Below are 21,746 nucleotides of genomic sequence, written 5' to 3'. Positions count from 1 at the left end.
CTTGACAGCCGGAGCGGGTGAGGGAAAGCTGCCGGCAGGGCAGGGACGGCTCGCCGTCGCCTGAAAGCCGCCTCTTCGTTTGAAGGCGCGCAACAGTCGAAGGAGCACCGTCTTGGCTGTCACCATCACGTCCCTCGTCCTCTCCCTCATCGGTCTCGTTCTCGGCGGCGGCGGCATCTGGCTCGCGACGCTAGGCGGCAGCTGGTACTACCTGATCGCCGGCCTGGTCTTCCTGATCACCGCCTGGCTGTTGCTGCGACGCAGGTCGACATCGCTCTGGCTCTACGCGCTGTTCGTGCTCGCCACCTTGTGCTGGGCGGTCTGGGAAATCGGCTTCGACTGGTGGCAGCTCGGTCCGCGCGGCGGCGTCATCGTGCTTATCGCCTTGTGGCTTTTGACGCCATGGGCAAGGCGCGGCTTGCGGGGGCCGGACGCGCGCGCGCCGCTGATCCTGGCCGTGCTCGCCTCGCTCGCGGTCGCCGGCTATTCGATGACCGTCGACCCTCACGACATCGGCGGCACGCTGGGCACCGAGAAGGTGGCGACGGCGGCCAATCTCGGCGGCGACATGCCGGCCGGCGAATGGCATTTCTACGGCCGCACGCCCTTTGGCCAGCGCTATTCACCGCTCGACCAGATCACGCCCGACAATGTCGCCAAATTGCAGCCGGCCTGGACCTATCGCACCGGCGACGTCAAAGGCCCCGACGACATCGGCGAGACGACCTATCAGGTGACACCGCTAAAAGTCGGCGATGCGCTCTACATCTGCACGCCGCATAATTTCGCTATCGCCATCGATGCCGCGAGCGGCCAGGAGAAATGGCGCTACGACCCGAAGGTCAAGCTCGACCCCAACCGCCAGCACCAGACCTGCCGCGGTGTTTCCTATTATGCCGACGCCAAGATCGCCGCCGGCCAGCCTTGCGCGCAGCGCGTCTACCTGCCGACGTCGGACGCCCGGCTGATCGCGCTCGACGCCGCGAACGGGCAGGTGTGTGCGTCCTTCGCCGAGGGCGGCACGCTGAACCTGATGGCCAACATGCCCTATCCGAAGTCGGGCTACTACTATTCGACATCGGCGCCGCTGATCGTCGGCGGCAAGATCATCGTCGGCGGCGCGGTCAACGACAATTACTCGACCGAGGAGCCGTCCGGCGTCATCCGCGCCTTCGATGTCGACACCGGCGCGCTGCTGTGGAACTGGGATTCCGGCAATCCGGATGTGACGACGCCGTTGCCCGCCGGGCAGACCTACACCCACAACTCGCCCAACATGTGGTCGACGGCGAGCGCCGACGAGAAGCTGGGGCTGCTTTATCTGCCGCTCGGCAACCAGACGCCGGACCAGCTCGGCATGGGCCGCAGCGCCAATGTCGAGAAGTTCTCCTCCTCGATCACCGCGCTCGACCTCAACACCGGACAATTGCGCTGGGTGAGGCAGACCGTGCATCACGATCTGTGGGACATGGACGTCCCGGCGCAGCCGACGCTGGTCGACATCACCACGGCGAACGGAGTCGTGCCGGCACTGGTCGGACCGACCAAGCAGGGCGATCTCTACGTGCTCGACCGGCGCACCGGCGAGCCGATCATCCCGGTGAAGGAAGTGCCCGCACCCGGCGGCGCGATCGAGGGCGATCACGCGTCGCCCACGCAGCCGGCCTCGGACCTGTCCTTCAATCCGAAGCCGCTGACCGGCGCCGACATGTGGGGCATCACCATGTTCGACCAGCTGGCGTGCCGGATCGAATTGAAGAAGCTGCACTATGAGGGACGCTACACGCCGCCCTCGCTGCAGGGCTCGCTGATCTATCCCGGCAATTTCGGCGTCTTCAACTGGGGCGGCGTCGCGGTCGATCCGGTGCGGCAGGTGATGTTCGGCATGCCGACCTATCTCGCCTTCACCTCGAAGCTCATCCCGCGCGCGGACGTGCCGGCGCCGGGCGACAACACCAAGGGCAGCGAGCAGGGGCTGAACCGCAACGAAGGCGCGCCTTACGCAGTGGTGATGGGACCGTTCCTGTCGCCGCTCGGCGTTCCCTGCCAGGCGCCGCCCTGGGGCTACGTCGCCGGCGTCGACCTCAAGACGGGAAACATCGCCTACAAACATCGCAACGGCACGGTCTACGACATGACGCCGCTGCCTCTGCCGCTCAAGGTCGGCGTTCCAGGCATCGGCGGGCCGATGATCACGGCGGGCGGCGTCGCCTTCCTGGGCGCCGCGGTCGACGACTATCTGCGCGCCTATGACCTCACCACCGGCCGGCAGCTCTGGCAGGCGCGGCTGCCGGCGGGCGGGCAGTCGACACCGATGACCTACACGGTGGCCGACGGCCGCCAGTTCGTCGTCATCGTCGCCGGCGGCCACGGCTCGGTCGGCACCAAGCCGGGAGATTACGTGATGGCCTACACGCTACCGAAATAAGAGAGGGCAGCGCGAGGCTTCAAAGTCCGAGATGGCCCCTCAGGCTCGGTACCTGGTCCAGCACCTGGTTGGTCAGGTCAGGGCCGGCGGCGGCTTCCGCCTGCTGGGTCAGCGTCGTGCCTGCCTTCTGGATCTGAGCCATGTCGAGGCCGGACGCCTTGAGCACGGCGACGCCGTTGATGAGCGCGCCGGCCTTTTCGCCCAGCACGCCGCCAAGCGCGCCCTGCAGCGACGACAGAAGGCCGCCCCCCGAATTGGCCGTCGCGCCGGCGGCCATCACGTCATATTTCTGCGCCAGCGCATCAGCGCCGGGGATCTGGTCGAAGAAGGACGAAACGCTGGTGCCTTCAGCCTCGTGCTCGAGCACGGAAAAGATGGTGCCGACAACCTTCTCGGTGGTCGGCTCGTCGAGGCCGGCCTTGGCGGAAACGGTGTTGACGATGTCCTGGACGTTCATGGCATTCCCCTTTCGTCGTTCGTATCGGTGCGGCGGCCTCGGCAACTTCGCGCCCTAATGTGACAGCACCATCAAGGCTTTCGGAAATGACCAAAATGTGATGGGCGAGCCGCACCTCTCCGGATCGTCATCCAAGCGTGACTGGAACGTATAAATCTCGACCCTATCTTGCGGATCGACCTGCCAATCTCCCCGATTGTCGTCGAGAGAGCCATGACCGAACCCGTTGCCAAGCCCGTCATCACGCAGCCCGCCGTCACGCAGGCCATGATCGATGCCTATGACGAATACACGCATCTGACGCTCGACCGCCGCCGCTTCATGGAGCAATTGACGAAGCTGGCGGGCTCGGCCGCCGCGGCGGCCGCGATCGCGCCGATGCTGGCGGCCAATTCCGCCCAAGCGGCGATCGTCGCCGAGGACGACAGCCGCATCAAGGGCGAGGACATCACCTATCCCGGCAGCACCGGCGAGATAAAGGGCTATCTGGTCAAGCCCGCCAACCACTCAGGCAAGCTCGGCTCCGTCATAGTCATCCACGAGAACAGGGGGTTGAACCCGCATATCCGCGATGTCGCCCGGCGTGTGGCGCTGGAGGGATTCGTCGTGTTGGCGCCTGACTTCCTGTCGCCGCTCGGCGGCACGCCGCCCGACGAGGACAAGGCGCGCGACATGTTCACCAAGCTCGACGCTGCACAGGTCACGGCCGACGGCGTGGCGACGATCGCCTACCTCGAGAGCCTCAAGGACGGCAACGGCAAGGTCGGGGCGGTCGGCTTCTGCTGGGGCGGCGGCGCGCTCAACCAGCTGGCCGTCCATGCGCCGGATCTCAACGCCGGCGTCGCCTATTACGGCATGCAGCCCAAGGCGGAGGACGCTGCGAAAATCAAGGCGCCGCTACTCCTCCACTATGCTGGGCTCGATACGCGCACCAATGCCGGCATCGATGCCTATAAGAAGGCCCTCGACGCCGCGCATGTCGAATACAAGGTCTTTGTCTATGATGGCGCTAACCACGCCTTCAACAACGACACCTCGGCCGCGCGCTATGACAAGAAGGCCGCCGATCTGGCCTGGGGGCGCACTGTCGCTTTCCTGAAAGAGAAGCTGGCATAGTCGAGCAGGCTAGATATTTGCCGCGGGCTTGTGGAAGGCGACGCCGGCGATGACCATCGCAATGCCGATGCAGCCGGTGACGCTCGGCACCTGACCCAGCACGACGACGCCGATCAGCGTCGCCGTCAGCGGCAGAAGCGAGAGCATCAATGCGAAGCTCGCGCGCGGCAGCCTCGCCATGGCAAGCTGGTCGCAGATGTAGGGGATGACCGAGGAGCAGACGCCGACGCCGATCGCGGCGGCGAGCAGTTGCGGCGATGAGAAGGCGGGCAGCGCCTCGTGGAAGCCGATGGGCAACACGATGAGGAATGCGATCGCCATGGCGGTGCCGAGGCCGGCAATGCCGATGCCGGCCTGGGCGACGCGGTGACCGATCACGATGTAGCCGACAAACAGGGCGCCGTTCAAAAAGGCCCAGAACAGGCCGACGGGATCGCTGGACCACTTCACGTCGATGAGAAGCAAGGTGCCGGCAACGGCAACAGCGAGCGCCGCAAAGTTGCGCCGGCTGCGCAGGCCGACCAGCGCCACCGCGATCGTGCCGACGAATTCGATCGCCGCCACCAACGAGATCGGCAGGCGGTCGAGCGCCAGATAGAACGAGCAGTTCATCACCGCCAGGCAGATGCCGAATGCCAGCAGCAGGAGCCGTTGAGCGCGATCCGCGCGGGCGAAGACGCGCCAGGGCCTGGTCAGCGGGGCAAAGACGAGGGCGGCGGTGGCGATGCGCAGCCAAGCCATGCCGAGCACGCCGACCTGAGCGAAAAGCAGCACGGCGAAGGCCGGCCCGAGATAATGGAATACGGCGCTGACGCAGAACCAGACATGCGGCGGCAAAGCGTTGGCCCTTCCAGCGAGTGTCGTGGGGCGGGCGAGGGCGGGGCGCGCATCCGTATCACCGGTGGCCGGATTTGCAGCTGGAATTTGCGTTTGGTTGGTCACGAGCGCATTATCGCAGGCGAAATGCGTGATCTATATGCGTGATCGGCGGCCATATTGATTTATTGGCTTTCAGAAGAAGAGAAAAAAGTTGAAAAACCTTCGAAGTGAAAATGTCGATCTGGACGCGATCGATCTGAAGGTGCTGCGGCTCCTGGAAAAGGACGCGCGCATCAGCACGGCGGAACTGGCGCGCGCGGTCGGGCTGTCGGCGCCGAGCGTGGCGGAGCGCATCCGCAAGCTGCAGGAGAACGGCGTGATCGAGGCCTATACAGTGAGGATCAATCCAGCCGCTCTCGGCATGAAGCTGTCGGCATGGCTGAGAATAAGGCCGGTGCCGGGACAGCTTTCCGTGGTGGCGGACATCATCCGCGAGCTGCCGGAAATCGCGCAATGCGACCGGGTGACTGGCGAGGACTGCTTCATCGCGCTCGCCCATGTCGGCTCGGTGAGCGAGCTCGAGCGCGTGATCGACCGGATCATTCCCTATGCGATGACCAACACCGCCATCATCCAGTCGTCACCGGTCGAGCCGCGCTCGCCGCTCGGCGGGTTCAAGGCCCGGTGAGGGGATCAGAGCGGGGTTGTCGGCAGCAAGATTTCCACCGTTCATTTCCGTGAAATCAGCGCAGACGCTGGAGATTGGCGGAAGCCTCTCAACCTCGTCATTCCAGGGCGGAGCAGCCGCGAAGCGGCGTCGCGGAGACCCTGGAATCCATTCCGTGACCGTGATCGGAGAACGCGGCGGTGCAGAATTCTGCACCGCGGCAACGCCTCGACCTCACGGCATGGCAACTGTGTTCACGCAAACGCAGTTTTGTCGCGAATGATAGCGTTGAGGACGACCAAGAGCTTCCTTGCGACGGCGATGATGGCGAGCTTCTTGGAGCCCGACCGGGCAGCAAGGGCTGTGTAGAAGGACTTGAACCGGTCGCAGGTTCTGATGGCCGTGAGGGCTGCCATATAGAGGGCGCGGCGCACGCGTGATCGCCCGCCTTGGATCTGGCTCCTGCGGTTGAGCTTGCCGCTCTTGTTGTCGAACGGGGCAAGGCCGACGAGTGCTGCGATCGCCTTGGGTGAGCGCTGGCCGAGCTCGGGCAGGAGCGCCAGCAGCGAGAGCGCGCCGACCTTGGAGACACCGGGCACGGAGACCATCAGCGCATGGTCGCGAGCGGTGTCCTGGTTTTGACGAATGATTTCGGCAATCTGGCTCTCGAACGCCTTGATGCGCGTGTCGAGGAAGGCGATCGTCTCTTCCAGATCGGCAATGACGACCTCCTCGAAAGCCTCGGCGAGGTGCTTCTTCAGCGCTGCCCGCATATTGACCAAGTGATCGCGGTGGCCGGCAAGCGATTGAAGCCGCTCGACTTCTTCGCTCGGCGCCGGCTCGGCTTCAGGGCTATAGCGACGGCCGTAGTCGCTCAGCATCCTGGCATCGAGAGGATCGGTCTTGGCGCGCCGGCGCGTCGACTTCGAATAGTGGTGGGTATGGGCCGGGTTGTGCCGCGAGAACGGCACGCCGGCCTTGGCCAGCGCATGGCGCAGGAGCCGGTCATGCACCCCTGTCGCCTCCATGACGACGAAGTCCCGACTGGGATCAAGACCCGCCACATAGGCCGCGATCGCATCGGCCTGGTTGTCGATGCGCCGAAGACGGCCGCTTGTCTCATCAAAAAAGTCGAGCCACTGCTTGGAGATGTCGCAGCCGACATAGTTCTGGGCTATCATGTCCACGCCTCTTCCTGTGGTGCGGGGTCTGCTTCGAACAGCCCCGTGCAACTGTTCAGGTTGATGGTTCACCGGTGGGAAGGGACCGGGCCATGCCACGGCCTGTCCGAAAGGACGACCAGGATCCACTCGGTCTCCTTCCCACTTCAACCATACACCAGAACCAACACACAGGATCCTCGGGTCTGCGCGTCCGCTTCGCTCCCGCTCCGCCCGTGGATGACGACGGGGTCGGCGTCTCGGCCAATCTCCAAGGCATGCCGCCCGCCAAGGCAAACATAGCCAACCTGTCAGATTTCTGTGCCAGGGAACTAAAGCATGTCTCCCGAAAGTGGTCCCGGTTTCGGGACAAAGACATGCTTAAGATCAAAGACTTAAAGCAGGTTGCGTGAATCCTTTTTCACGCGACCTGCTTTAGGCGTGGCCGCGCCTCATGCGCGCCTGCTTCAGAATCGCGCGCCAGCGGATCATGTCGAACGGGATGGGCTCGTTGTTGTTGGCGATGTGGAAGATCTCGTTGTTGACGTTCTTCAACGATCGCCAGAAATCATAGTCGGTGATGCGTGGATCGGCCGCCAACCGTTCCACTTCGACCTTGATGTCGGTTTTCATGCACTGTCCTCGTACCGCATCCGCCAGCCGCCCGCGCGCAACCCGGTACGGCGGTTTTCGAACGCACCAGTGAGTCGTTCAACGGACTCAACCGACTTGTTCACGTTAAAACCTTGGTAAGGTTAACGCGGGCGTCCGGGTGCTTCAAGCGGTCTTGCGCTTGATGCCGATGGAGCGACCGGCGCGCTCCGGCATGGGCAGCGCCCCATGGGCGGCGCGCATAGCTTCAACTTTTTCCATCACGTCGGCTGGGAAGGGGGCGACCCTAGGCCCGGCCATGTCGACATGCAGCGCAAGCTGCTCGGAGGTCGCGGCCAACCAACCGTCGACATGGCGGATTTCCTGATAGGCCCTGAGCCGCTTCTCGTCGTGGTCGATGAGTTGGAACGAGACCTTCACCTTATGGTCGAGGTGTAGTTCCTGGACATAGCAGACATGGACTTCCGCCGTGTAGATGGTGAGACGGCGATCCCTTGCGTAGTTCGGCCCCATGCCCATCATCTCGAAGGCCACATCCGAACAGCGGTCGAACAGCACGTTGTAATAGGCCATATTGAGGTGGCCGTTATAGTCGATCCAGTCCTTCTCGATGTCCATCGGGTCGGAAATGAACGGGGCGGGGATGGTCATCTGATTTTCCTTGATCGCCGCGGGACAGGGCGTGGCTGCTAAGATTCTCGTTGTTCTGGCGTAAAGTCGCCAAGCCTAACCGCTTGGCACTTTTCCTGGAATTGCTTTAGGCATCATCCATAGCTGCATAACAAGGGTGGACGCTGGTCCATTCGCGGAGGAATTCATGGCTTTGAGCGACCTCAACCCCGTCGAACGCAACGAGGAAGGCATCGCCGCGGTGCTCGGCATCCTCAAGCAGCGCTTCGGCGAGCGCTTCCAGACCGGCGAGGCGATACGCGGCCAGCACGCGCACACCACCACCTATATCCCGACCCAGGCGCCGGACGGCGTCGCTTTCGTCGAGACAGCTGAGGAAGTGCAGGAGATCGTGCGCGCCTGCGCCGCGCACCGCGTGCCCGTCATCGCCTTCGGCGTCGGGTCTTCGCTCGAGGGCCACACCAATGCGCCGGGCGGCGGCATTTCCATCGACACGTCGCGCATGAACCGGATCCTGGCCGTCAATCCGCAGGACCTCGACTGCACGGTCGAGCCAGGGGTGACGCGCGAGGATCTCAACCGGCATTTGCGCGACACCGGCCTGTTCTTTCCGATCGATCCGGGGGCCAATGCGTCGCTGGGCGGCATGGCGGCGACCAGGGCTTCCGGCACCAACGCGGTGCGCTACGGCACGATGCGCGAAAACGTGCTGTCGCTGACCGCCGTCATGGCGGACGGCGAGACGGTGACGACCGGCAAGCGGGCGAAGAAAAGCTCGGCCGGCTATGACCTGACGCGGCTTCTGGTCGGCTCCGAAGGCACGCTCGGCGTGATCACTTCGCTGACGCTGAGGCTCCAGGGCATTCCGCAGGCAATTTCAGGAGGGGTCTGTCCGTTTCCGAGCCTCGAGGCGGCCTGCAACACGGTGATCGCGACCATCCAGATGGGCATTCCGGTGGCGCGCATCGAACTGGTCAACGCGTTGCAGATGCGGGCGATGAAGAATTATTCCAAGCTCGACTATCCGGAGAGCCCATGCCTGTTCGTCGAGTTCCACGGCAGTGACGCCGGCGTGGCTGAACAGGCCGAGACGTTCGGCATGATCGCCGAGGAGAATGGAGGAGGGCCGTTCCTGTGGACCAGCGTCGCGGAAGAGCGGACGAAGCTCTGGAAGGCGCGGCACGACGCCTATTGGTCGTCGCTGACGCTGCGGCCCGGCGCCAAGGGGCTTTCGACGGATGTCTGCGTACCGATCTCGCGGCTTGCCGAATGCGTCGCTGAGACCGAGGCCGACATTGCCGAGATGGGGCTGGTGGCACCCATCGTCGGTCATGCCGGCGACGGCAATTTCCATGTGCTGGTGCTGATGGACGTCGACAACCCGCAAGAGATCGCGCTCGCCGAGAAATTCGTAGCCCGGCTCAACATGCGTGCCATCGCGATGGAGGGAACCTGCACCGGCGAGCACGGCATCGGCCAGGGCAAGGTCGGCTTCCTGCGCCATGAGCTCGGCCATGGCGTCGATGTCATGCGCACGATCAAGCAGGCGCTCGATCCGCTCAACATCATGAACCCGGGCAAGATTCTGCCGGCGGCGGGATAACCCATCGGCCAGAGGCTATTCGCCCACTCCTTCGACAAGCTTCTGCAACGTCGGCCGCGTCGGCGCGAAGAAGGTCGTGCCGGTGTGCGGCGTGGAGAAGTCGAGCAGCCGGTCGTAGGCGCCGGGCGGCTCGCCGACATACATGCGCTGCAGCATTTTCTCGATCACCCACAGATAGCGCGTGTAGCCGATGAAATAGGTGCCGAACTCGTTCTGCCCGGGGCGGCCGAACGGCATGTTGTCGCGCAGGATGTCGTATTCGTTGCCGGCGTCGTCCTCGATCGTGGCCAGCGACTTGTGCGATTTGCGCGGCTTGTCGTCGTCATCGATCTCGATGTTGTCGATCTTGGTGCGGCCGATGATTTCTTCCTGGACATGCGTCGGCGTTTTGCCCCAGGCGGCCATGTCGTGCAGGTATTTCTGCACGACCACATAGCTACCGCCGGCAAAGTCGCCGTCCTCGTCGCCGACCAGCGCCGAGGCGGGCAGGTCGAGGCCGGTCGGATTTGCAGTGCCGTCGATGAAGCCCAGAAGATCGCGGGCGTCGAAATAGCGGAAGCCCGAAACCTCGTCGGCAACGCTCACGCTGTCGCCGAGGCTGTTCAGCAAGATGCGCTCGAACTCGAAGCACATATCGGGCCGCTCGGCGCGGATGTGGAAGAGGAGATCGCCGGGCGTCGAGGGCGCCGAATGCGCCGCTCCTTCAATCGGCGCGAAGGGTTTCAACTCGCGCGGCCGCCGGTTGGGCGAGAGGCGGTTCCAGAGTCCGACGCCGATGCCGGCGATGCAGGACAGCCGGCCCGACAGGTCGCGGAAGCCGACATTCTTGACGAGATCGTCGAGTTCGCCCAGCACCGATGCGACGGTCGCAAGCGCGGCCCTGTCGGTGCCGACCGTGACGACGAGGAAAATCGCGGCCTGCGATAGCGGAGCGTCGACGCTCTGCGCATCGATGGGCACTCTATCCCAGTTCTTGCCTGACATCGGGAACGCTCCGTGTTGGGTTCAGATCTGTGGCGACCAGGGGCATGGCCGGAAGGGCAGGAATTGGCAAAAGAGATATCCCGACCGCGAGCCATCGCGCAACTGGAGAGGTCGGCCGTTGCTGCGCCGCTGAATTGCCTCTTTATCGACACGCGGATGCGGGTAGAGTGCGGCTGACTTTCAATCCGGGAAACAGATGCTCGCCCGCCTGTTCGTGATCTTCGGTGGCCTGTTCGTGCTGGTGCTGTGCGCGGCGCTGGTGGTGCCGTATTTCATCGACTGGACGGGTTACCGGGGCGATTTCGAGCGCGAGGCGAGCGCCATCCTCGGCCGCAAGGTGACGGTGAAGGGCGATGCGACGGCGCGGCTGTTGCCGTTTCCGTCGGTGACCTTCTCCAATGTCGAGGTCGCGGGCGGGCCGGAAGGCCAGCCGGCGATGACGGTCGAGACCTTTTCCATGGATGCGGAGCTGGCGCCCTTCCTGCGTGGCGAGGTGCTGATCTTCGACATGCGGCTGGTGCACCCGAAGGCCATCATCAATGTCGCCGGTGACGGCACCGTCGACTGGACGCTGCGGCCCTCGACGCCCCTCGACCCGGGCCAGATCGCCATCGAGAAGCTGTCGGTAACCGAGGGACAGATCGAGCTTCGTCACGCCGCCGGCGGACGCAGCCATCTGATATCGGAGATCAACTCGACGATTTCGGCCAAGGCGCTCACCGGCCCATGGCGCATGGACGGAACGCTGCGCTTCGACGGCTTGCGCGCCGACGTCTCGGCTTCGACCGGCAAGGTGGAGCAGGACGGCCAGATGCGGCTCAGGCTGAAAGCCGATCCGGATGCCTATCCGCTGGTCATCGAAGCCGACGGCAATGCCGGCATCGTCAAGGGCGCCGCGGTCTATTCCGGCCAGTTCAAGATCTCAGGTGCGGACAAAAACTCGGCCGAGCTGCGCGGCAATGACGGCGAGCCGGTCAAGATCAGCACCGGCAAGCCCGACCCGGGCTTCCGGCTGAACGGCAAGTTCGCGCTCGACCACCAGAAGCTCAATGTCGATGAATTCCGCTTCGAGACCGGGCCGCTCGACAATCCCTATACCGCCGACGGCAAGGCATCGGTCGATCTCGGCCTGAAGCCGCATTTCTCGGTTGAGGCCAGCGGCGCGCAGGTCCAGTTCGACGAGGCCGTGGGTGGTGCCGCCGGCGCCGGCTTCACGCTCGACCAGCGCATCGCCGCATTCGAGCAGACGCTGCAGCATATGCCGAAGCCGACGATACCGGGCACGGTCGAGGTCAGGCTCCCGGCGGTGGTGGCGGGCGATACCACGGTGCGCGACGTGCGGCTGTCGGCCGAGCCCGTCGAAGGGGGCTGGTCGGTCAAGTCGCTTGCCGCGACGCTGCCTGGCCGCACAACGCTCGAGGCCGACGGCATGTTGAGCGTCGAGGACCATTTCGGCTTCACCGGCTCGTTGCTGCTCGCCGTCGGACAGCCTTCCGGCTTTGCCGCCTGGCTGTCGAAGGATGTCGACGAGGCGATCCGCCGGCTGCCCGCGGCAGGCTTCAAGGCCAAGGTCGATCTCAGCGAGAACCGGCAGTCCTTCAGCGATCTCGAACTTATCCTCGGCAAGGCGAAATTTTCCGGCAGCATCGATTCCAGCCAGCCGGACGGCGCCAGGCCATCGGTGCTGATGCGGCTGACGGGCGGCGAGATGGACCTGGACGGGCTCGCGGCCTTCGCCTCTATCTTCATCAGCGACAAGGGCGCCAACCGCTTTTCGGATCGCGATCTCGATTTCCAGATCAAGGCGGGGCCAGTCAGCGCCGGCGGCTTGAGCGCCGACACTGTCGACACGGCGCTGCGGCTGCGTGAGGGCCTGCTCGAGATCGACCGGCTTTCGATCGGCGGCCTGGCCGGCGCCTCGATCAGCGCCACGGGCCGTGTCAAGGACTTCCCTCAGAGCCCGACAGGCAAGCTCAACGCTTCCGTGGTGGCGGTGGACCTCAAGCCGCTGATCGATGTCGCGGCGCAGCACTATCCCAACAATGGCGTGCTCAAAGGCCTGGCCACCCGCGCGGCGGCCTATCCCGAACTGTTTCAGGACGCGCGCATTGATCTTTTGACCAGCGCCGCCGACAATGGCGACGGCACCACGGGCCTGGCGCTCTCCGCCCAGGGCAATGCCGGCGGCTCGGCCTTCTCGGCTTCGCTTTCCGGCAAGGGAACCGCGGACAAGCTCTCCGAGGCGCCGGTATCGATCACCTTCAACGCCCGCAACGACAATGCCACCACGCTGCTTGCGCTTTACGGCCTGCCGGCGCTGCCGCTCGGCATGCTCGGCCACGCCAACACCGAAGTCTCGGCGAAGGGCTCGGTCGTCGGCGGTCTCGCGGCCAGCTTCAACCTGACGTCCGACGATTTCAGGGCAAGCTTCGACGGAACCGTCGCCGAGACGGCGCAAGGCGCCACCGCCAAAGGCAAGGTCAATCTCGAGGCCGCCGATATCGAGCCGTGGCTGATGACGACCGGGGTCGGCCTGCCCGGCATGGGAGCGGGCACGTCGACGTCGCTGGCGGCCGATGCCGATTTTGGCAACGGGCTCCTGGTGCTGAGCGGACTCACAGGCTCGATCAACAAGGCGGCGGTGTCCGGCGACATCAACATCGATGCCAAGGATGGACTGCCGCATCTTGCAGGGGCGCTGGCGCTCGACGAACTCGACCTCGATCCGCTGGCGGTCTCGCTGTTCGGCGACCAGTCCTTCGCGCCCGCCAAGAGCGGATGGCCGACGAGGCCGTTTAGCCAGAAGTCGACGCTTCCGTTCAACGCAGACCTCGATCTCAACACGTCGGCGCTTGCCGCCGGGCCGTTCGCCACGGCGCATGACGCTTCATTCTCGTTGAAGCTCGACCGCGAAGGCATCCACGTCTCCGACCTCAAGGCGAAGCTTTATGGCGGCGATCTGACCGGCCTGTTCGACTTGAAGAACACGGAAGGCACCGGCCTGTTCTCCGGCCAGATGAGACTGGCCGGCGGCGACCTTTCCGCCGTTCTGCCCGGCGCCGGTATCGGCGGCAGCGGCGATCTTTCGGCGGCGCTGTCGACCAGCGGCAAATCCGTCGACGCCATGATTGCGGCTCTCTCCGGATCGGGCACGGCGGCGCTGAAGGGATTGAAAGTGGACGGCATCAATCCGGATGGCTTTGCCGCGATGATCGCCAAGGCCGATGCGATCGGACGCGATATCGACACGGCCAAGACGGCGGAGTTCGCGCCGCAGATCGCCGGGGAGGGCAGCTTTGCCGCCGGCGATGCTGATGTGGCCTTCACCGTGGCGAACGGCACGTTGCGGGCGCCGCCGATCAGCCTCGACAATCCCGGCGCGACCTTGTCCGCGGACGTGACGGCCGATCTCAACACGAGCACCGTCACGGCAAAGGGGGCGCTGACCTATCGTCCCGGCGACGAGGCGCTGGTCGGTTCCGAACCAACCGTCAATTTCAGCCTGACCGGCCCGCTCGGGGCGGCCGCGCCGCAGTTCGACAGCGGCCCGCTGGCGCAGTTCCTGACGCAGCGCGCGCTGGAGAAGGAACAGCAGCGGGTCGAGGCGATGCAGGCGGCGCTCCTGGAGAAGCAGCGGCTGCGGCGCGAAGTGCGCTATTACGCGGCGCTGCAGACGGAGCGCGACAACGCGGCCGAGGAGTTGCGCCGGCAAGAGGAAGAGGCGCGGCAGAAGGCCGAGGCGGAAGCCAAGGCCAAAGCCGAAGCGGAAGCCCAGGCGCAGGCGGAAGCCGAGGCAAAAGCCAAGGCCGACGAAGAGGCGAGGGCCAAGGCGGAAGCCGACGCCAAGGCGCAGGCCGAAGCGGACGCCAAGGCGAAGGCCGATGCACAGGCGAAAGCCGAGGCCGAGCAGCGGGCCGCGGACGAGGCGGCCAAGGCGCAGGCCGAGGCCGATCGCAAGAGGGCGGAGCAGGCGAAGCTGGAAGCGGCGCGTAAGGCGGCCGAGCAAACGCCAAAGGCCGAGGGGTCGCTGCCCGGCGTCAATGACGGTTCGACGCCGGCGAAGCCGAAGGCCAACCCGTTCACGATAGACAATCTGTTGAAGTCGCTGGACGGCGGCTGAGCTTCACGCTGCGCGGGCGGCGGACCAGTTGCCCGGCACACGGATTTGACCGGTCGGCTCTGTTTGCGTTGGCAGGTGGCATGCGTTGGAGATTAGCCGAAACCTCCATCGCGATCGTCATTCCAGGGCGGAGCAGGAGCGAAGCTCCGTCGCGAAGACCCTAGAATCCATGCCGTTACCTTCGCCAAGGCGTGCTACGGAGCAGAATTCCGCACCGTGGCGGCGCTTCCAAGTCACGGCATGGATTCTATGGTCTGCGCCGCGTCGCTTCGCTCCTTGCTCCGCCATAGAATGACGAGGTTGGGGCGGCTTCAACCAATCCCCGGCGCTTGTGCTGATTTCACGAACATGAACGGAAAATCTTGCACCAAGACAAACGGCAACCTTTCATCCCTTATCGGGGAACTGGTCGAATATCTTAGCGCTCAGGATTCTTCCCGGCGCGAGAGCAGGCGCCGCAGCATCGGCTCGATGCGCGAAAGCTCGTCGAGATGCGCGGCCGACAAGTCGGCAAGGTGGTCGTCCGCCAGAGGGGTGAGCTGCAGCAAGACGCGGCGGTGATCGCCCTTGTCCTGATCGCGAATGACCAGGCCCGCCTCGGCAAGGCGGTTCACCAGTTCCACCGCGCTGTGGTGGCGGATGCGCAGCCGCTCGGCAAGATCGCCCACCGCCACCGGTCCGCCGCCGGGAAATCCCTTGATCGCCAGCAGCGCCTGGTGCTGGCGCGGCGTGAGGCCTGCGTCATTGGCTTGGACCTGGCTGAATTCGAGAAAGCGGCGGATCAGGTAGCGAAACTGCGACAGCCGCTGGTAGTCGGCCTGGCTGATGGCGGGGCGTGGTTTCGGCGGCGTCATTCCCCGACTTATGGTCCTTTCCTGCAAAAGCTCAACAGGCGGCCGCGATCCCTGTCCAAAATGACGCGGCGCAAGGATCGAAAACGGCTTGAAGATTTATATCGTATTACGATATTAACCCACCTGAAACCGGACGGCCTTCGCGCCGCCAGAAAGTTCAGGCTCCCGAAATGAAATCCGCTCACGCCGGCAACGGCCATCTTCGCGACTTCACGACCGATCCGCGCGTGCTGATCATCGCGGCAATCGCCGTGGTGGTGGCGACCGCCGGGCTCTTCGCCGGCATCGTGCTCCTGAAGCTCATCCGGCTCGCCACCAACATCGCCTATTTCGGCCAGTTCTCGCTGGCCGAACTCAAGCTAGAGGACTCGCCGCTGGGCTATGCCGCCGTGATCGTGCCGGTGATCGGCGCGCTGATCATCGGCCTTATGGCGCGCTTCGGCAGCGAGAAGATCCGCGGCCACGGCATTCCCGAAGCCATCGAGGCGATCCTTCTCGGGCGCTCGCGGCTCGACGCCAAGGTCGCGGTGCTGAAGCCGCTGTCGTCGGCGATCTCGATCGGCTCGGGCGGACCGTTCGGCGCCGAAGGCCCGATCATCATGACCGGCGGCGCCATCGGCTCGCTGATCGCGCAGATGCTGCCGGTCAGCGACAATGAGCGCAAGACGCTGCTGGTGGCGGGCGCTGCGGCCGGCATGACGACGGTGTTCGGGACGCCGATTGCCGCCATCATGCTCGCGGTCGAGCTACTGTTGTTCGAATGGACGCCGCGCAGCTTCATCCCTGTCGCCGTCGCCGCGATCGTCGCGGAAGTCGAGCGCACCTTGCTGCACTTGCCAGGTCCGATCTTTCCGTTCTCAGGCACCATGGAGACATCGCTCGCAGGATTGGGCGGCTGGGTGCTGGTCGGCATTGCCGCCGGGCTGCTTTCGGGCTTGCTGACGCAATTGGTCTATGCCTGCGAGGACGCCTTCCTGAAGCTGCCGATACACTGGATGTGGTGGCCGATGATCGGCGGCCTGGTGGTCGGCATCGGCGGACTTGTCGAGCCGCACGCGCTTGGCGTCGGCTACGACAACATCGCCAACATGCTCGACGGCCGCACCGTCGCGACCGCCGCGCTGCTGCTTCTGGTGGTGAAGGCCGTCATCTGGTCGGTTGCGCTGGGGTCCGGGACCTCGGGAGGCGTGCTGGCGCCGCTGCTTATCATGGGCGGCGCGATGGGAGCGGTGCTCTCGGGCATCCTGCCCGAGGCGAGCCCCGGCTTCTGGCCGCTGTTGGCGATGGCCGCGACCATGGGCGGCACCATGCGCGCGCCGCTGACCGCGACCTTCTTTGCCACCGAGCTTACCGGCAACACGCATGTTCTGGTACCGCTGATTGCCGCCTGCGCTACCGCGCATGCGGTCACCGTGCTGTTGATGAAGCGCTCGATCTTGACCGAGAAAGTGGCGCGGCGCGGGCATCACCTCGTTCGCGAATATCGTGTCGATCCTTTCGCCCTGACCAGGGTCAAGGAGGTGATGACGACCAAGGTCGAGAGCGTGCCATCGACGATGACGCTGCATGGCGCGGCAGCCTTCCTGACCGCGCCGGACACGCGGCACCCGAGCTTCCCGGTTATCAATGGGGAGGGGCATGTGCTCGGCGTCATCGATCCGCCCGCGATCCTGCGCTGGCGGCGCGCCGGGAAGCACCGCAAGGCGACGCTCGGCGAACTCCTCGCTGGCAGCAAGATCACGCTCGCTTATCCGGACGAATATCTGGAGGCGCTTTCCGACAAGCTGCTCACCGCCAATGTGTCGCATCTGCCTGTGGTCTCACGCGAGGGTGAACGGCTCATCGGCTATATCGGCTGGAAAGACATGATGCGGGTGAGATCGAAAAAGCAGGCGGAGGAGCGCGACCGCACTGCATTGCTCAGCTTCGGCGCGAAGCGCAAGGCTGGGCAAAGCGTCGGCGATCCGGCTTAGGGCGCGGCGCCGCCGCCCTTCGCCCAGGCCAGCACATAGAGCCTCAGCGCGGATGAGAGGTTCGCGTCGCGGGTGCGCGTATCGTCTATCTCCGCGACCAGAGCCGCGAGCGACAGCGAACGCTGCGCAGCGATGGCGATGAGGTCGTCATAGAAGGGTTGTTCCAGGGAAAAGCTGGTGCGGTGACCGCGGATCGTTACCGAACGTTTTTCGACCGCGGCCATTGCAGGGACTCAGCGCTCGCCAGGGTCGTCGGGTTTTTCCCGGCGATGGCCGGCCACGAATTTCTCGGCCTTTTCCGATGCGAGCCGGTCACGCTCGCGCTCCGTCTTCGGGCGGCCGTGCAGTGCCCGGTTCTCGCTCGCCTGGCGTTCTTTCTCGATGCGCGCTTTATGCTTGCGGGCCTGGCGGAGATTGACGACCTCGCCCATGGCGCAGCGCTACTTCTTGCGGAAGGCGTCGAGCGAAACGACGTCCGCGCCCTTGCCGCCGGTTTCGGCGACCGCCGGCTTCTTTTCGGCCTCGGCGGCCTTCTTCTTCGTTTCCGCCTTCTTCTCGGGGACGACGGCGATCGGCTCGGGCGCCGGAGCGGCCGCCTCTTCTTCCGCATTCTCCGTCTTGACGTCGAATTCGAGCTCGAAATTGACCGACGGATCGTAGAAGCCGCGCACGGCGGAGAAGGGGATTTCGAGCTTTTCCGGCACGTCGGAGAAGGAAAGCCCGACCTCGAAGCCGGCATCCGTCACCTTGAGGTCCCAGTACTGGAACTGGATGACGATGGTCATCTGCTCCGGATAGCGCTCGCGCAGCCTGGACGAGATGCGCACGCCCGGCGCGCCGGTCAGGAAGGTGATGAAGAAATGATGATTGCCCGGAAGGCCGGTGCGCGCGACCTCGGCCAGGACCTTGCGCATGACGCCGCGCAGAGCCTCCTGGGCCAGAATGTCGTAGCGGATGTGGTCGTCGGCCATCTGATGGTCGGGTTCCGTTGAATCGTCCGCATAGCTGTAATCAAGCTTGAGCGCGGCGTAAACCGCATATAGGCGCAAAGCCGTGAGGCCAAGAGGGGTGTCGGCGATTTGATCGCTCAGGCGTGAACGAGCGCCGCCTGTTTGCCGGCTGGCGACTTCTTCCTGGCGAAGGCGCCAAGAAAGGTCCGCACGCCGTTGGTGGCGGAACGCAGCACCTCTTCCTCGGTCGGCACGCCGCCCAGCATGAAAGTGATCTGAAGCTCGGCGTTGACGAGAGCGAGGAACTGACGCGCCGCGACGTCTGGGTCGCCGATCGACAGATGACCGGCGAAGGCAAGCCGGGCAAAGCGCGCGGCAAGCGCCGACCAGGTGCGGCCCGGACCTTGTTCGCGCCATTCCGCAAATAGTTCCGGATAACGCTCGCCTTCGGCCTGGATCAGCTTGCGCAGGAAACGGCCGTCGCGGTTGCAGATGCAATTGCGGTTCATGCGCACGGCGAAGGCGACTAGGTCGGCTTCGAGGTTCGTAGGCTGGTCGGGGAATGTGGCGAATGTGGCCAAGATGCCGGCGTTGCAGCGCTCCGTCAGGTCGCGCACGACGGCAACGAAGAGCTTTTCCTTGTCGCCGTGATGGTTGTAGACGGTCTGGCGCGATACGCCGGCCTCGGCCGCGATCAGGTCGATATTGGCGCCGGCATAGCCTTCCCGGCAAAAGACGGAAGCGGCGGCATCCACCACCGACACGCGCTTGGCCTCGTGGCTGCGTGGCGGGAAAGTGTCAGGAGAAACGCCGTGCTTCATGAAAATCTATATAGCGGTGATTGACGAATTGGACAAGCCTGTCTAAATTTGTGGACACAACAAAGGGAGTCCGAGCTGCCGAGACGAACAAGTTCGCTCGTGAATGTCGGATTTCCCGTGGGATGGAACGTCCTTGGTTCAGACGCCGGTATTCTCGGCGGCAACCAGATCTGAAAGAGCCTTTATCATGAGTCCCAAATTCCTCCGCGTCGCGGTCGTGCTCGGCTTGTTGTCCGCGATCGGCCCGTTTGCGATCGATATGTATCTCCCCGCGCTGCCGTCGATCGGCCAGGACCTGCATGCCGGCACAGCCGCCGTGCAGATGAGCCTGCTGATCTTCTTCCTGTCGATGGGTTTCGGGCAGATCGTCGTCGGCCCGATCTCCGACATGGTCGGCCGCAAGACGCCGCTTTATGCCGGTCTCGCGCTGTTCATGGTCGGCGGCGTCGGCTCTGCGATGGCGCCGACCATCGAGTGGCTGATCGCTTTCCGCTTCCTGCAAGGGCTTGGCGCCAGCGCCGGCATGGCGGTGCCGCGCGCCATCGTGCGCGACCTGCACACCGGCAACGAGGCCGCCAAGCTGATGTCGCTCTTGATGCTGGTGTTCTCGGTGTCGCCGATCCTGGCGCCGCTGACCGGCAGCCAGATCATCGAGAGTTTTGGCTGGCGCGCCGTGTTCTGGACGGTGACGGGCGCGGCCGCCCTGGCCACCATCCTGCTCGCCACCTCGCTCAAGGAGACGCGGCCGGTCGAGGAGCGCGCCGGCTCGTCCTTCGGCACGGCACTTGCCGGCTATCGCTACCTGATGGGCGATCGCAACTTCCTCGGCCTTGTGGCGATCGCGGGCTTCGGTATTGCGAGCTTCTTCGTCTATCTGTCGAGCTCGTCCTTCATCCTGATCGACCATTACGGCCTGTCGCCGTCGGTCTACAGCGTGTTCTTCTCGATCAACGCGGTCGCCTTCATCGGCATGTCGCAGCTGACCGGGATGCTGGCCGACCGCTTCGGGTTGAAGCGCGTCGTCTGGGTGGCGGTCACCGGCTATGCCACGGTGATGGTGGCGCTGTTCGCCATCATGGCCTCCGGTGTCGACCGGCTCGACGTGATGGCGGCGCTGCTGTTCGTCGGGTACGGCTTCCTTGGCCTCGTCATCCCGACCACCTCGGTGCTGGCGATGGAAGAGCATGGCCAGATCGCGGGAACGGCCTCGGCGCTGATGGGCACGCTGCACTTCGCCATCGGCGCGCTGGCGATGGGCGTCGCCGGCATCTTCTTCGACGGCACGCCGCTGCCGATGGTGGCCGGCATCTCGCTCTGCGCAGTGATCTCGTTCACGCTGGCCAAGCTGACGCTCGGCCGCGCACGCGAGGCGGCCGAAGCGCCGGCGGAATAGGTAATCGCAGACGAAACAGGAAAGGCCGGGTTTGCTCGGCCTTTTTCATGTGCCTCGCAGGCCCGCTTGATCGAGGACGAAACGGACCCGTTCCCCGACCGGCACGAGAGGCAACGGCACCAGCTCGTAACCGAGCTCCGCATAGACGCCCGTCACCGAGCTGAATGTGCGCTCGGCCTCGTCGAGCGTCTGCTTGCGCTCTTCGTCCTGGATGAAAATCTCCGGCCAGGGCGGCGCGACGAAGACGCGGCGCGCGTAGCGGAATTTTTCAGCCGCGCTTGTGATGTGGTCCGGCACCGGCTGGCCGCAGAGCCTAAGATAGCCGATCGTGTCGGGCGCGCCGCGGTCGAAGAAGATCGGGCCAGGCGGTTCGGCACGTGCGGCGTGCCAGGAACGCAGCTCCCACGACAGCATCAGCTCGGCGAAGAGCGTGCGGTCTTGCCAGGGAAGGGCAGGGCCGCCGATGGCCATCTGGTCGCGGATGATGCCGCGCCCAGCCTCAGGGGCCGTGGCGAAGCCTTGGGCCCGCAGTGCCTCGACCAAGGTGGTCTTGCCCGAGCCGGGGCCGCCGGTCAGCACGAAAAATCGGTCGCAATCGTCTTGCATCGCTTGTCCCTGGAGAATGAGCGGCAAGGCTGCGCGCCGCGCATCGAGCGCCGGACGAGCCTTGGCCGTTCGATCGAATGAGAAGAAAAGGGGGAGGAAAGTGGAGGTTTCTGTTGCCAGGTACCTCCGAACCCCGCCTAGAAGTGCGAACCGCTAGGACTTGATTTGAAGCGTTCGCGCCGCATTAAGCAGCGAGACGAGCTTCCGCATAGTTGTCGTTGGCAACTATAAGTTTAGCCCGATGACGGTGGTACAATGCCGGGCAAAAGTACGATCTTTACACCTTCGTCGATCCTATTTCGCCCCCAGCAAAAGCCGCTCCGTCAGCCAGAGCGGTTTTTGGTGGAGGCGCCGGGTACCGCCCCCGGGTCCGAACGGCTTATTTCATCGCCTGTTTATCGCCATAGTCGGTCAAGCCGACGAAACGAATATAGGGACCGATAGCGGAAAAAGAAAGGCCAAACCGGTGCTTATCCGGTTATGCCAAACTGCACAGCCAAGGGTTGACTTGCGCGCCCACTCAATCAAATCTCGCTCCCCGGTGAGGAGTCTC

The 21,746-nt window shown here is 64.6% G+C and carries 19 protein-coding genes and 1 other RNA gene; 7 read left to right on the top strand and 13 right to left on the bottom strand.

Features of this window, described 5'->3' with window-relative positions:
• Positions 1–112: 112 nt before the first annotated feature.
• Positions 113–2,428 carry a glucose/quinate/shikimate family membrane-bound PQQ-dependent dehydrogenase gene (locus WDX12_RS32165; RefSeq protein ID WP_434723324.1) on the top strand — a complete coding sequence of 772 codons (2,316 nt, stop codon included), beginning with the start codon at positions 113–115 and terminating at the stop codon, positions 2,426–2,428.
• A gap of 19 nt (positions 2,429–2,447) precedes the next feature.
• Here WDX12_RS32165 and WDX12_RS32160 read toward each other — a convergent pair whose 3' ends face one another.
• Positions 2,448–2,885: a hypothetical protein gene (locus WDX12_RS32160; protein ID WP_434723323.1), complete on the bottom strand. Its 438-nt coding sequence runs from the start codon at positions 2,883–2,885 to the stop codon at positions 2,448–2,450.
• A 213-nt stretch (positions 2,886–3,098) separates the two neighbouring features.
• Between WDX12_RS32160 and WDX12_RS32155 the strand changes: the two genes are divergently transcribed.
• Complete coding sequence (locus tag WDX12_RS32155) at positions 3,099–4,001, top strand: dienelactone hydrolase family protein (protein WP_434723322.1); 903 nt, start codon at positions 3,099–3,101, stop codon at positions 3,999–4,001.
• Positions 4,002–4,010: 9 nt separating this feature from the next.
• Here the strand turns inward: WDX12_RS32155 and WDX12_RS32150 are convergent, their stop codons facing one another.
• Positions 4,011–4,838, bottom strand: a complete 828-nt coding sequence (locus WDX12_RS32150) for an EamA family transporter (protein WP_434723321.1) — start codon at positions 4,836–4,838, stop codon at positions 4,011–4,013.
• A 193-nt stretch (positions 4,839–5,031) separates the two neighbouring features.
• On the opposite strand from WDX12_RS32150, the gene WDX12_RS32145 reads away from it, so the two are divergent.
• Positions 5,032–5,508, top strand: coding sequence for an Lrp/AsnC family transcriptional regulator (locus WDX12_RS32145; protein WP_320295156.1), 477 nt, complete (start codon positions 5,032–5,034; stop codon positions 5,506–5,508).
• A gap of 233 nt (positions 5,509–5,741) precedes the next feature.
• Here the strand turns inward: WDX12_RS32145 and WDX12_RS32140 are convergent, their stop codons facing one another.
• The 3 genes from WDX12_RS32140 to WDX12_RS32130 form a co-directional block, all read right to left on the bottom strand.
• A complete protein-coding gene (locus tag WDX12_RS32140; protein ID WP_434725742.1) occupies positions 5,742–6,668 on the bottom strand; it encodes an IS110 family transposase in 927 nt (308 codons plus the stop codon).
• Between the two features lie 414 nt (positions 6,669–7,082).
• Positions 7,083–7,280, bottom strand: a complete 198-nt coding sequence (locus tag WDX12_RS32135) for a hypothetical protein (RefSeq protein WP_140674600.1) — start codon at positions 7,278–7,280, stop codon at positions 7,083–7,085.
• Positions 7,281–7,424: 144 nt separating this feature from the next.
• Positions 7,425–7,910 carry a thioesterase family protein gene (locus tag WDX12_RS32130; protein WP_434723320.1) on the bottom strand — a complete coding sequence of 162 codons (486 nt, stop codon included), beginning with the start codon at positions 7,908–7,910 and terminating at the stop codon, positions 7,425–7,427.
• A 166-nt stretch (positions 7,911–8,076) separates the two neighbouring features.
• Here WDX12_RS32130 and WDX12_RS32125 point away from each other — a divergent pair, with 166 nt between their 5' ends.
• On the top strand, positions 8,077–9,492 hold the full coding sequence (locus WDX12_RS32125) for an FAD-binding oxidoreductase (protein WP_434723319.1): 1,416 nt from the start codon (positions 8,077–8,079) through the stop codon (positions 9,490–9,492).
• Positions 9,493–9,507: 15 nt separating this feature from the next.
• Here the strand turns inward: WDX12_RS32125 and WDX12_RS32120 are convergent, their stop codons facing one another.
• The gene (locus tag WDX12_RS32120; protein WP_434723318.1) at positions 9,508–10,476 is read right to left on the bottom strand and encodes a Dyp-type peroxidase; all 969 of its coding nucleotides are present in this window, start codon (positions 10,474–10,476) and stop codon (positions 9,508–9,510) included.
• A gap of 196 nt (positions 10,477–10,672) precedes the next feature.
• Here WDX12_RS32120 and WDX12_RS32115 point away from each other — a divergent pair, with 196 nt between their 5' ends.
• Positions 10,673–14,596, top strand: coding sequence for an AsmA family protein (locus tag WDX12_RS32115; protein WP_434723317.1), 3,924 nt, complete (start codon positions 10,673–10,675; stop codon positions 14,594–14,596).
• A gap of 425 nt (positions 14,597–15,021) precedes the next feature.
• On the opposite strand, the gene WDX12_RS32110 is transcribed toward WDX12_RS32115, so the two are convergent.
• Entirely contained in the window at positions 15,022–15,450 is a 429-nt protein-coding gene (locus tag WDX12_RS32110) for a MarR family winged helix-turn-helix transcriptional regulator (protein WP_320295161.1), read from the bottom strand.
• A 170-nt stretch (positions 15,451–15,620) separates the two neighbouring features.
• Between WDX12_RS32110 and WDX12_RS32105 the strand changes: the two genes are divergently transcribed.
• Positions 15,621–17,423: a chloride channel protein gene (locus WDX12_RS32105; RefSeq protein WP_434723316.1), complete on the top strand. Its 1,803-nt coding sequence runs from the start codon at positions 15,621–15,623 to the stop codon at positions 17,421–17,423.
• On the opposite strand, the gene WDX12_RS32100 is transcribed toward WDX12_RS32105, so the two are convergent.
• The 4 genes from WDX12_RS32100 to WDX12_RS32085 all read right to left on the bottom strand — a co-directional run bounded on the left by WDX12_RS32100 (position 17,420) and on the right by WDX12_RS32085 (position 19,194).
• A complete protein-coding gene (locus WDX12_RS32100) occupies positions 17,420–17,647 on the bottom strand; it encodes a ribbon-helix-helix domain-containing protein (protein WP_434723315.1) in 228 nt (75 codons plus the stop codon). The two genes, WDX12_RS32105 and WDX12_RS32100, sit on opposite strands and share 4 nt — an antisense overlap.
• 9 nt (positions 17,648–17,656) lie before the next feature.
• Entirely contained in the window at positions 17,657–17,854 is a 198-nt protein-coding gene (locus WDX12_RS32095) for a DUF4169 family protein (RefSeq protein ID WP_320295164.1), read from the bottom strand.
• Positions 17,855–17,863: 9 nt separating this feature from the next.
• On the bottom strand, positions 17,864–18,394 hold the full coding sequence (locus tag WDX12_RS32090) for an SspB family protein (RefSeq protein ID WP_320295165.1): 531 nt from the start codon (positions 18,392–18,394) through the stop codon (positions 17,864–17,866).
• Between the two features lie 116 nt (positions 18,395–18,510).
• Positions 18,511–19,194 carry a TetR/AcrR family transcriptional regulator gene (locus WDX12_RS32085; RefSeq protein WP_434723314.1) on the bottom strand — a complete coding sequence of 228 codons (684 nt, stop codon included), beginning with the start codon at positions 19,192–19,194 and terminating at the stop codon, positions 18,511–18,513.
• Between the two features lie 187 nt (positions 19,195–19,381).
• Between WDX12_RS32085 and WDX12_RS32080 the strand changes: the two genes are divergently transcribed.
• Entirely contained in the window at positions 19,382–20,587 is a 1,206-nt protein-coding gene (locus tag WDX12_RS32080; RefSeq protein ID WP_434723313.1) for a multidrug effflux MFS transporter, read from the top strand.
• Positions 20,588–20,632: 45 nt separating this feature from the next.
• Here WDX12_RS32080 and WDX12_RS32075 read toward each other — a convergent pair whose 3' ends face one another.
• Together WDX12_RS32075 and ssrA are read right to left on the bottom strand one after the other, a co-directional pair.
• Positions 20,633–21,193 (bottom strand): AAA family ATPase, encoded by a 561-nt coding sequence (locus tag WDX12_RS32075; protein WP_434723312.1) that lies wholly within the window; start codon positions 21,191–21,193, stop codon positions 20,633–20,635.
• Between the two features lie 99 nt (positions 21,194–21,292).
• Positions 21,293–21,653: a transfer-messenger RNA gene (gene ssrA / locus WDX12_RS32070) on the bottom strand.
• Positions 21,654–21,746: the final 93 nt, after the last annotated feature.

Source organism: Mesorhizobium sp. RIZ17 (assembly GCF_051127865.1).
Lineage (GTDB): Bacteria > Pseudomonadota > Alphaproteobacteria > Rhizobiales > Rhizobiaceae > Mesorhizobium > Mesorhizobium humile.
Note: the sequence above shows the minus strand (reverse complement) of the source record. Positions and strands in the feature narration are given on the sequence as shown.

What these genes read in the sequence shown, in the direction of transcription:
- WDX12_RS32085 (WP_434723314.1), bottom strand. Translation starts at nt 19,194, where the DNA reads ATGAAGCACGGCGTTTCTCCTGACACTTTCCCGCCACGCAGCCACGAG.
- WDX12_RS32120 (WP_434723318.1), bottom strand. Translation starts at nt 10,476, where the DNA reads ATGTCAGGCAAGAACTGGGATAGAGTGCCCATCGATGCGCAGAGCGTC.
- WDX12_RS32115 (WP_434723317.1), top strand. Translation starts at nt 10,673, where the DNA reads ATGCTCGCCCGCCTGTTCGTGATCTTCGGTGGCCTGTTCGTGCTGGTG.
- WDX12_RS32155 (WP_434723322.1), top strand. Translation starts at nt 3,099, where the DNA reads ATGACCGAACCCGTTGCCAAGCCCGTCATCACGCAGCCCGCCGTCACG.
- WDX12_RS32075 (WP_434723312.1), bottom strand. Translation starts at nt 21,193, where the DNA reads ATGCAAGACGATTGCGACCGATTTTTCGTGCTGACCGGCGGCCCCGGC.
- WDX12_RS32130 (WP_434723320.1), bottom strand. Translation starts at nt 7,910, where the DNA reads ATGACCATCCCCGCCCCGTTCATTTCCGACCCGATGGACATCGAGAAG.
- WDX12_RS32125 (WP_434723319.1), top strand. Translation starts at nt 8,077, where the DNA reads ATGGCTTTGAGCGACCTCAACCCCGTCGAACGCAACGAGGAAGGCATC.
- WDX12_RS32090 (WP_320295165.1), bottom strand. Translation starts at nt 18,394, where the DNA reads ATGGCCGACGACCACATCCGCTACGACATTCTGGCCCAGGAGGCTCTG.
- WDX12_RS32100 (WP_434723315.1), bottom strand. Translation starts at nt 17,647, where the DNA reads ATGGCCGCGGTCGAAAAACGTTCGGTAACGATCCGCGGTCACCGCACC.
- WDX12_RS32105 (WP_434723316.1), top strand. Translation starts at nt 15,621, where the DNA reads ATGAAATCCGCTCACGCCGGCAACGGCCATCTTCGCGACTTCACGACC.
- WDX12_RS32095 (WP_320295164.1), bottom strand. Translation starts at nt 17,854, where the DNA reads ATGGGCGAGGTCGTCAATCTCCGCCAGGCCCGCAAGCATAAAGCGCGC.
- WDX12_RS32080 (WP_434723313.1), top strand. Translation starts at nt 19,382, where the DNA reads ATGAGTCCCAAATTCCTCCGCGTCGCGGTCGTGCTCGGCTTGTTGTCC.
- WDX12_RS32160 (WP_434723323.1), bottom strand. Translation starts at nt 2,885, where the DNA reads ATGAACGTCCAGGACATCGTCAACACCGTTTCCGCCAAGGCCGGCCTC.
- WDX12_RS32110 (WP_320295161.1), bottom strand. Translation starts at nt 15,450, where the DNA reads ATGACGCCGCCGAAACCACGCCCCGCCATCAGCCAGGCCGACTACCAG.
- WDX12_RS32140 (WP_434725742.1), bottom strand. Translation starts at nt 6,668, where the DNA reads ATGATAGCCCAGAACTATGTCGGCTGCGACATCTCCAAGCAGTGGCTC.
- WDX12_RS32135 (WP_140674600.1), bottom strand. Translation starts at nt 7,280, where the DNA reads ATGAAAACCGACATCAAGGTCGAAGTGGAACGGTTGGCGGCCGATCCA.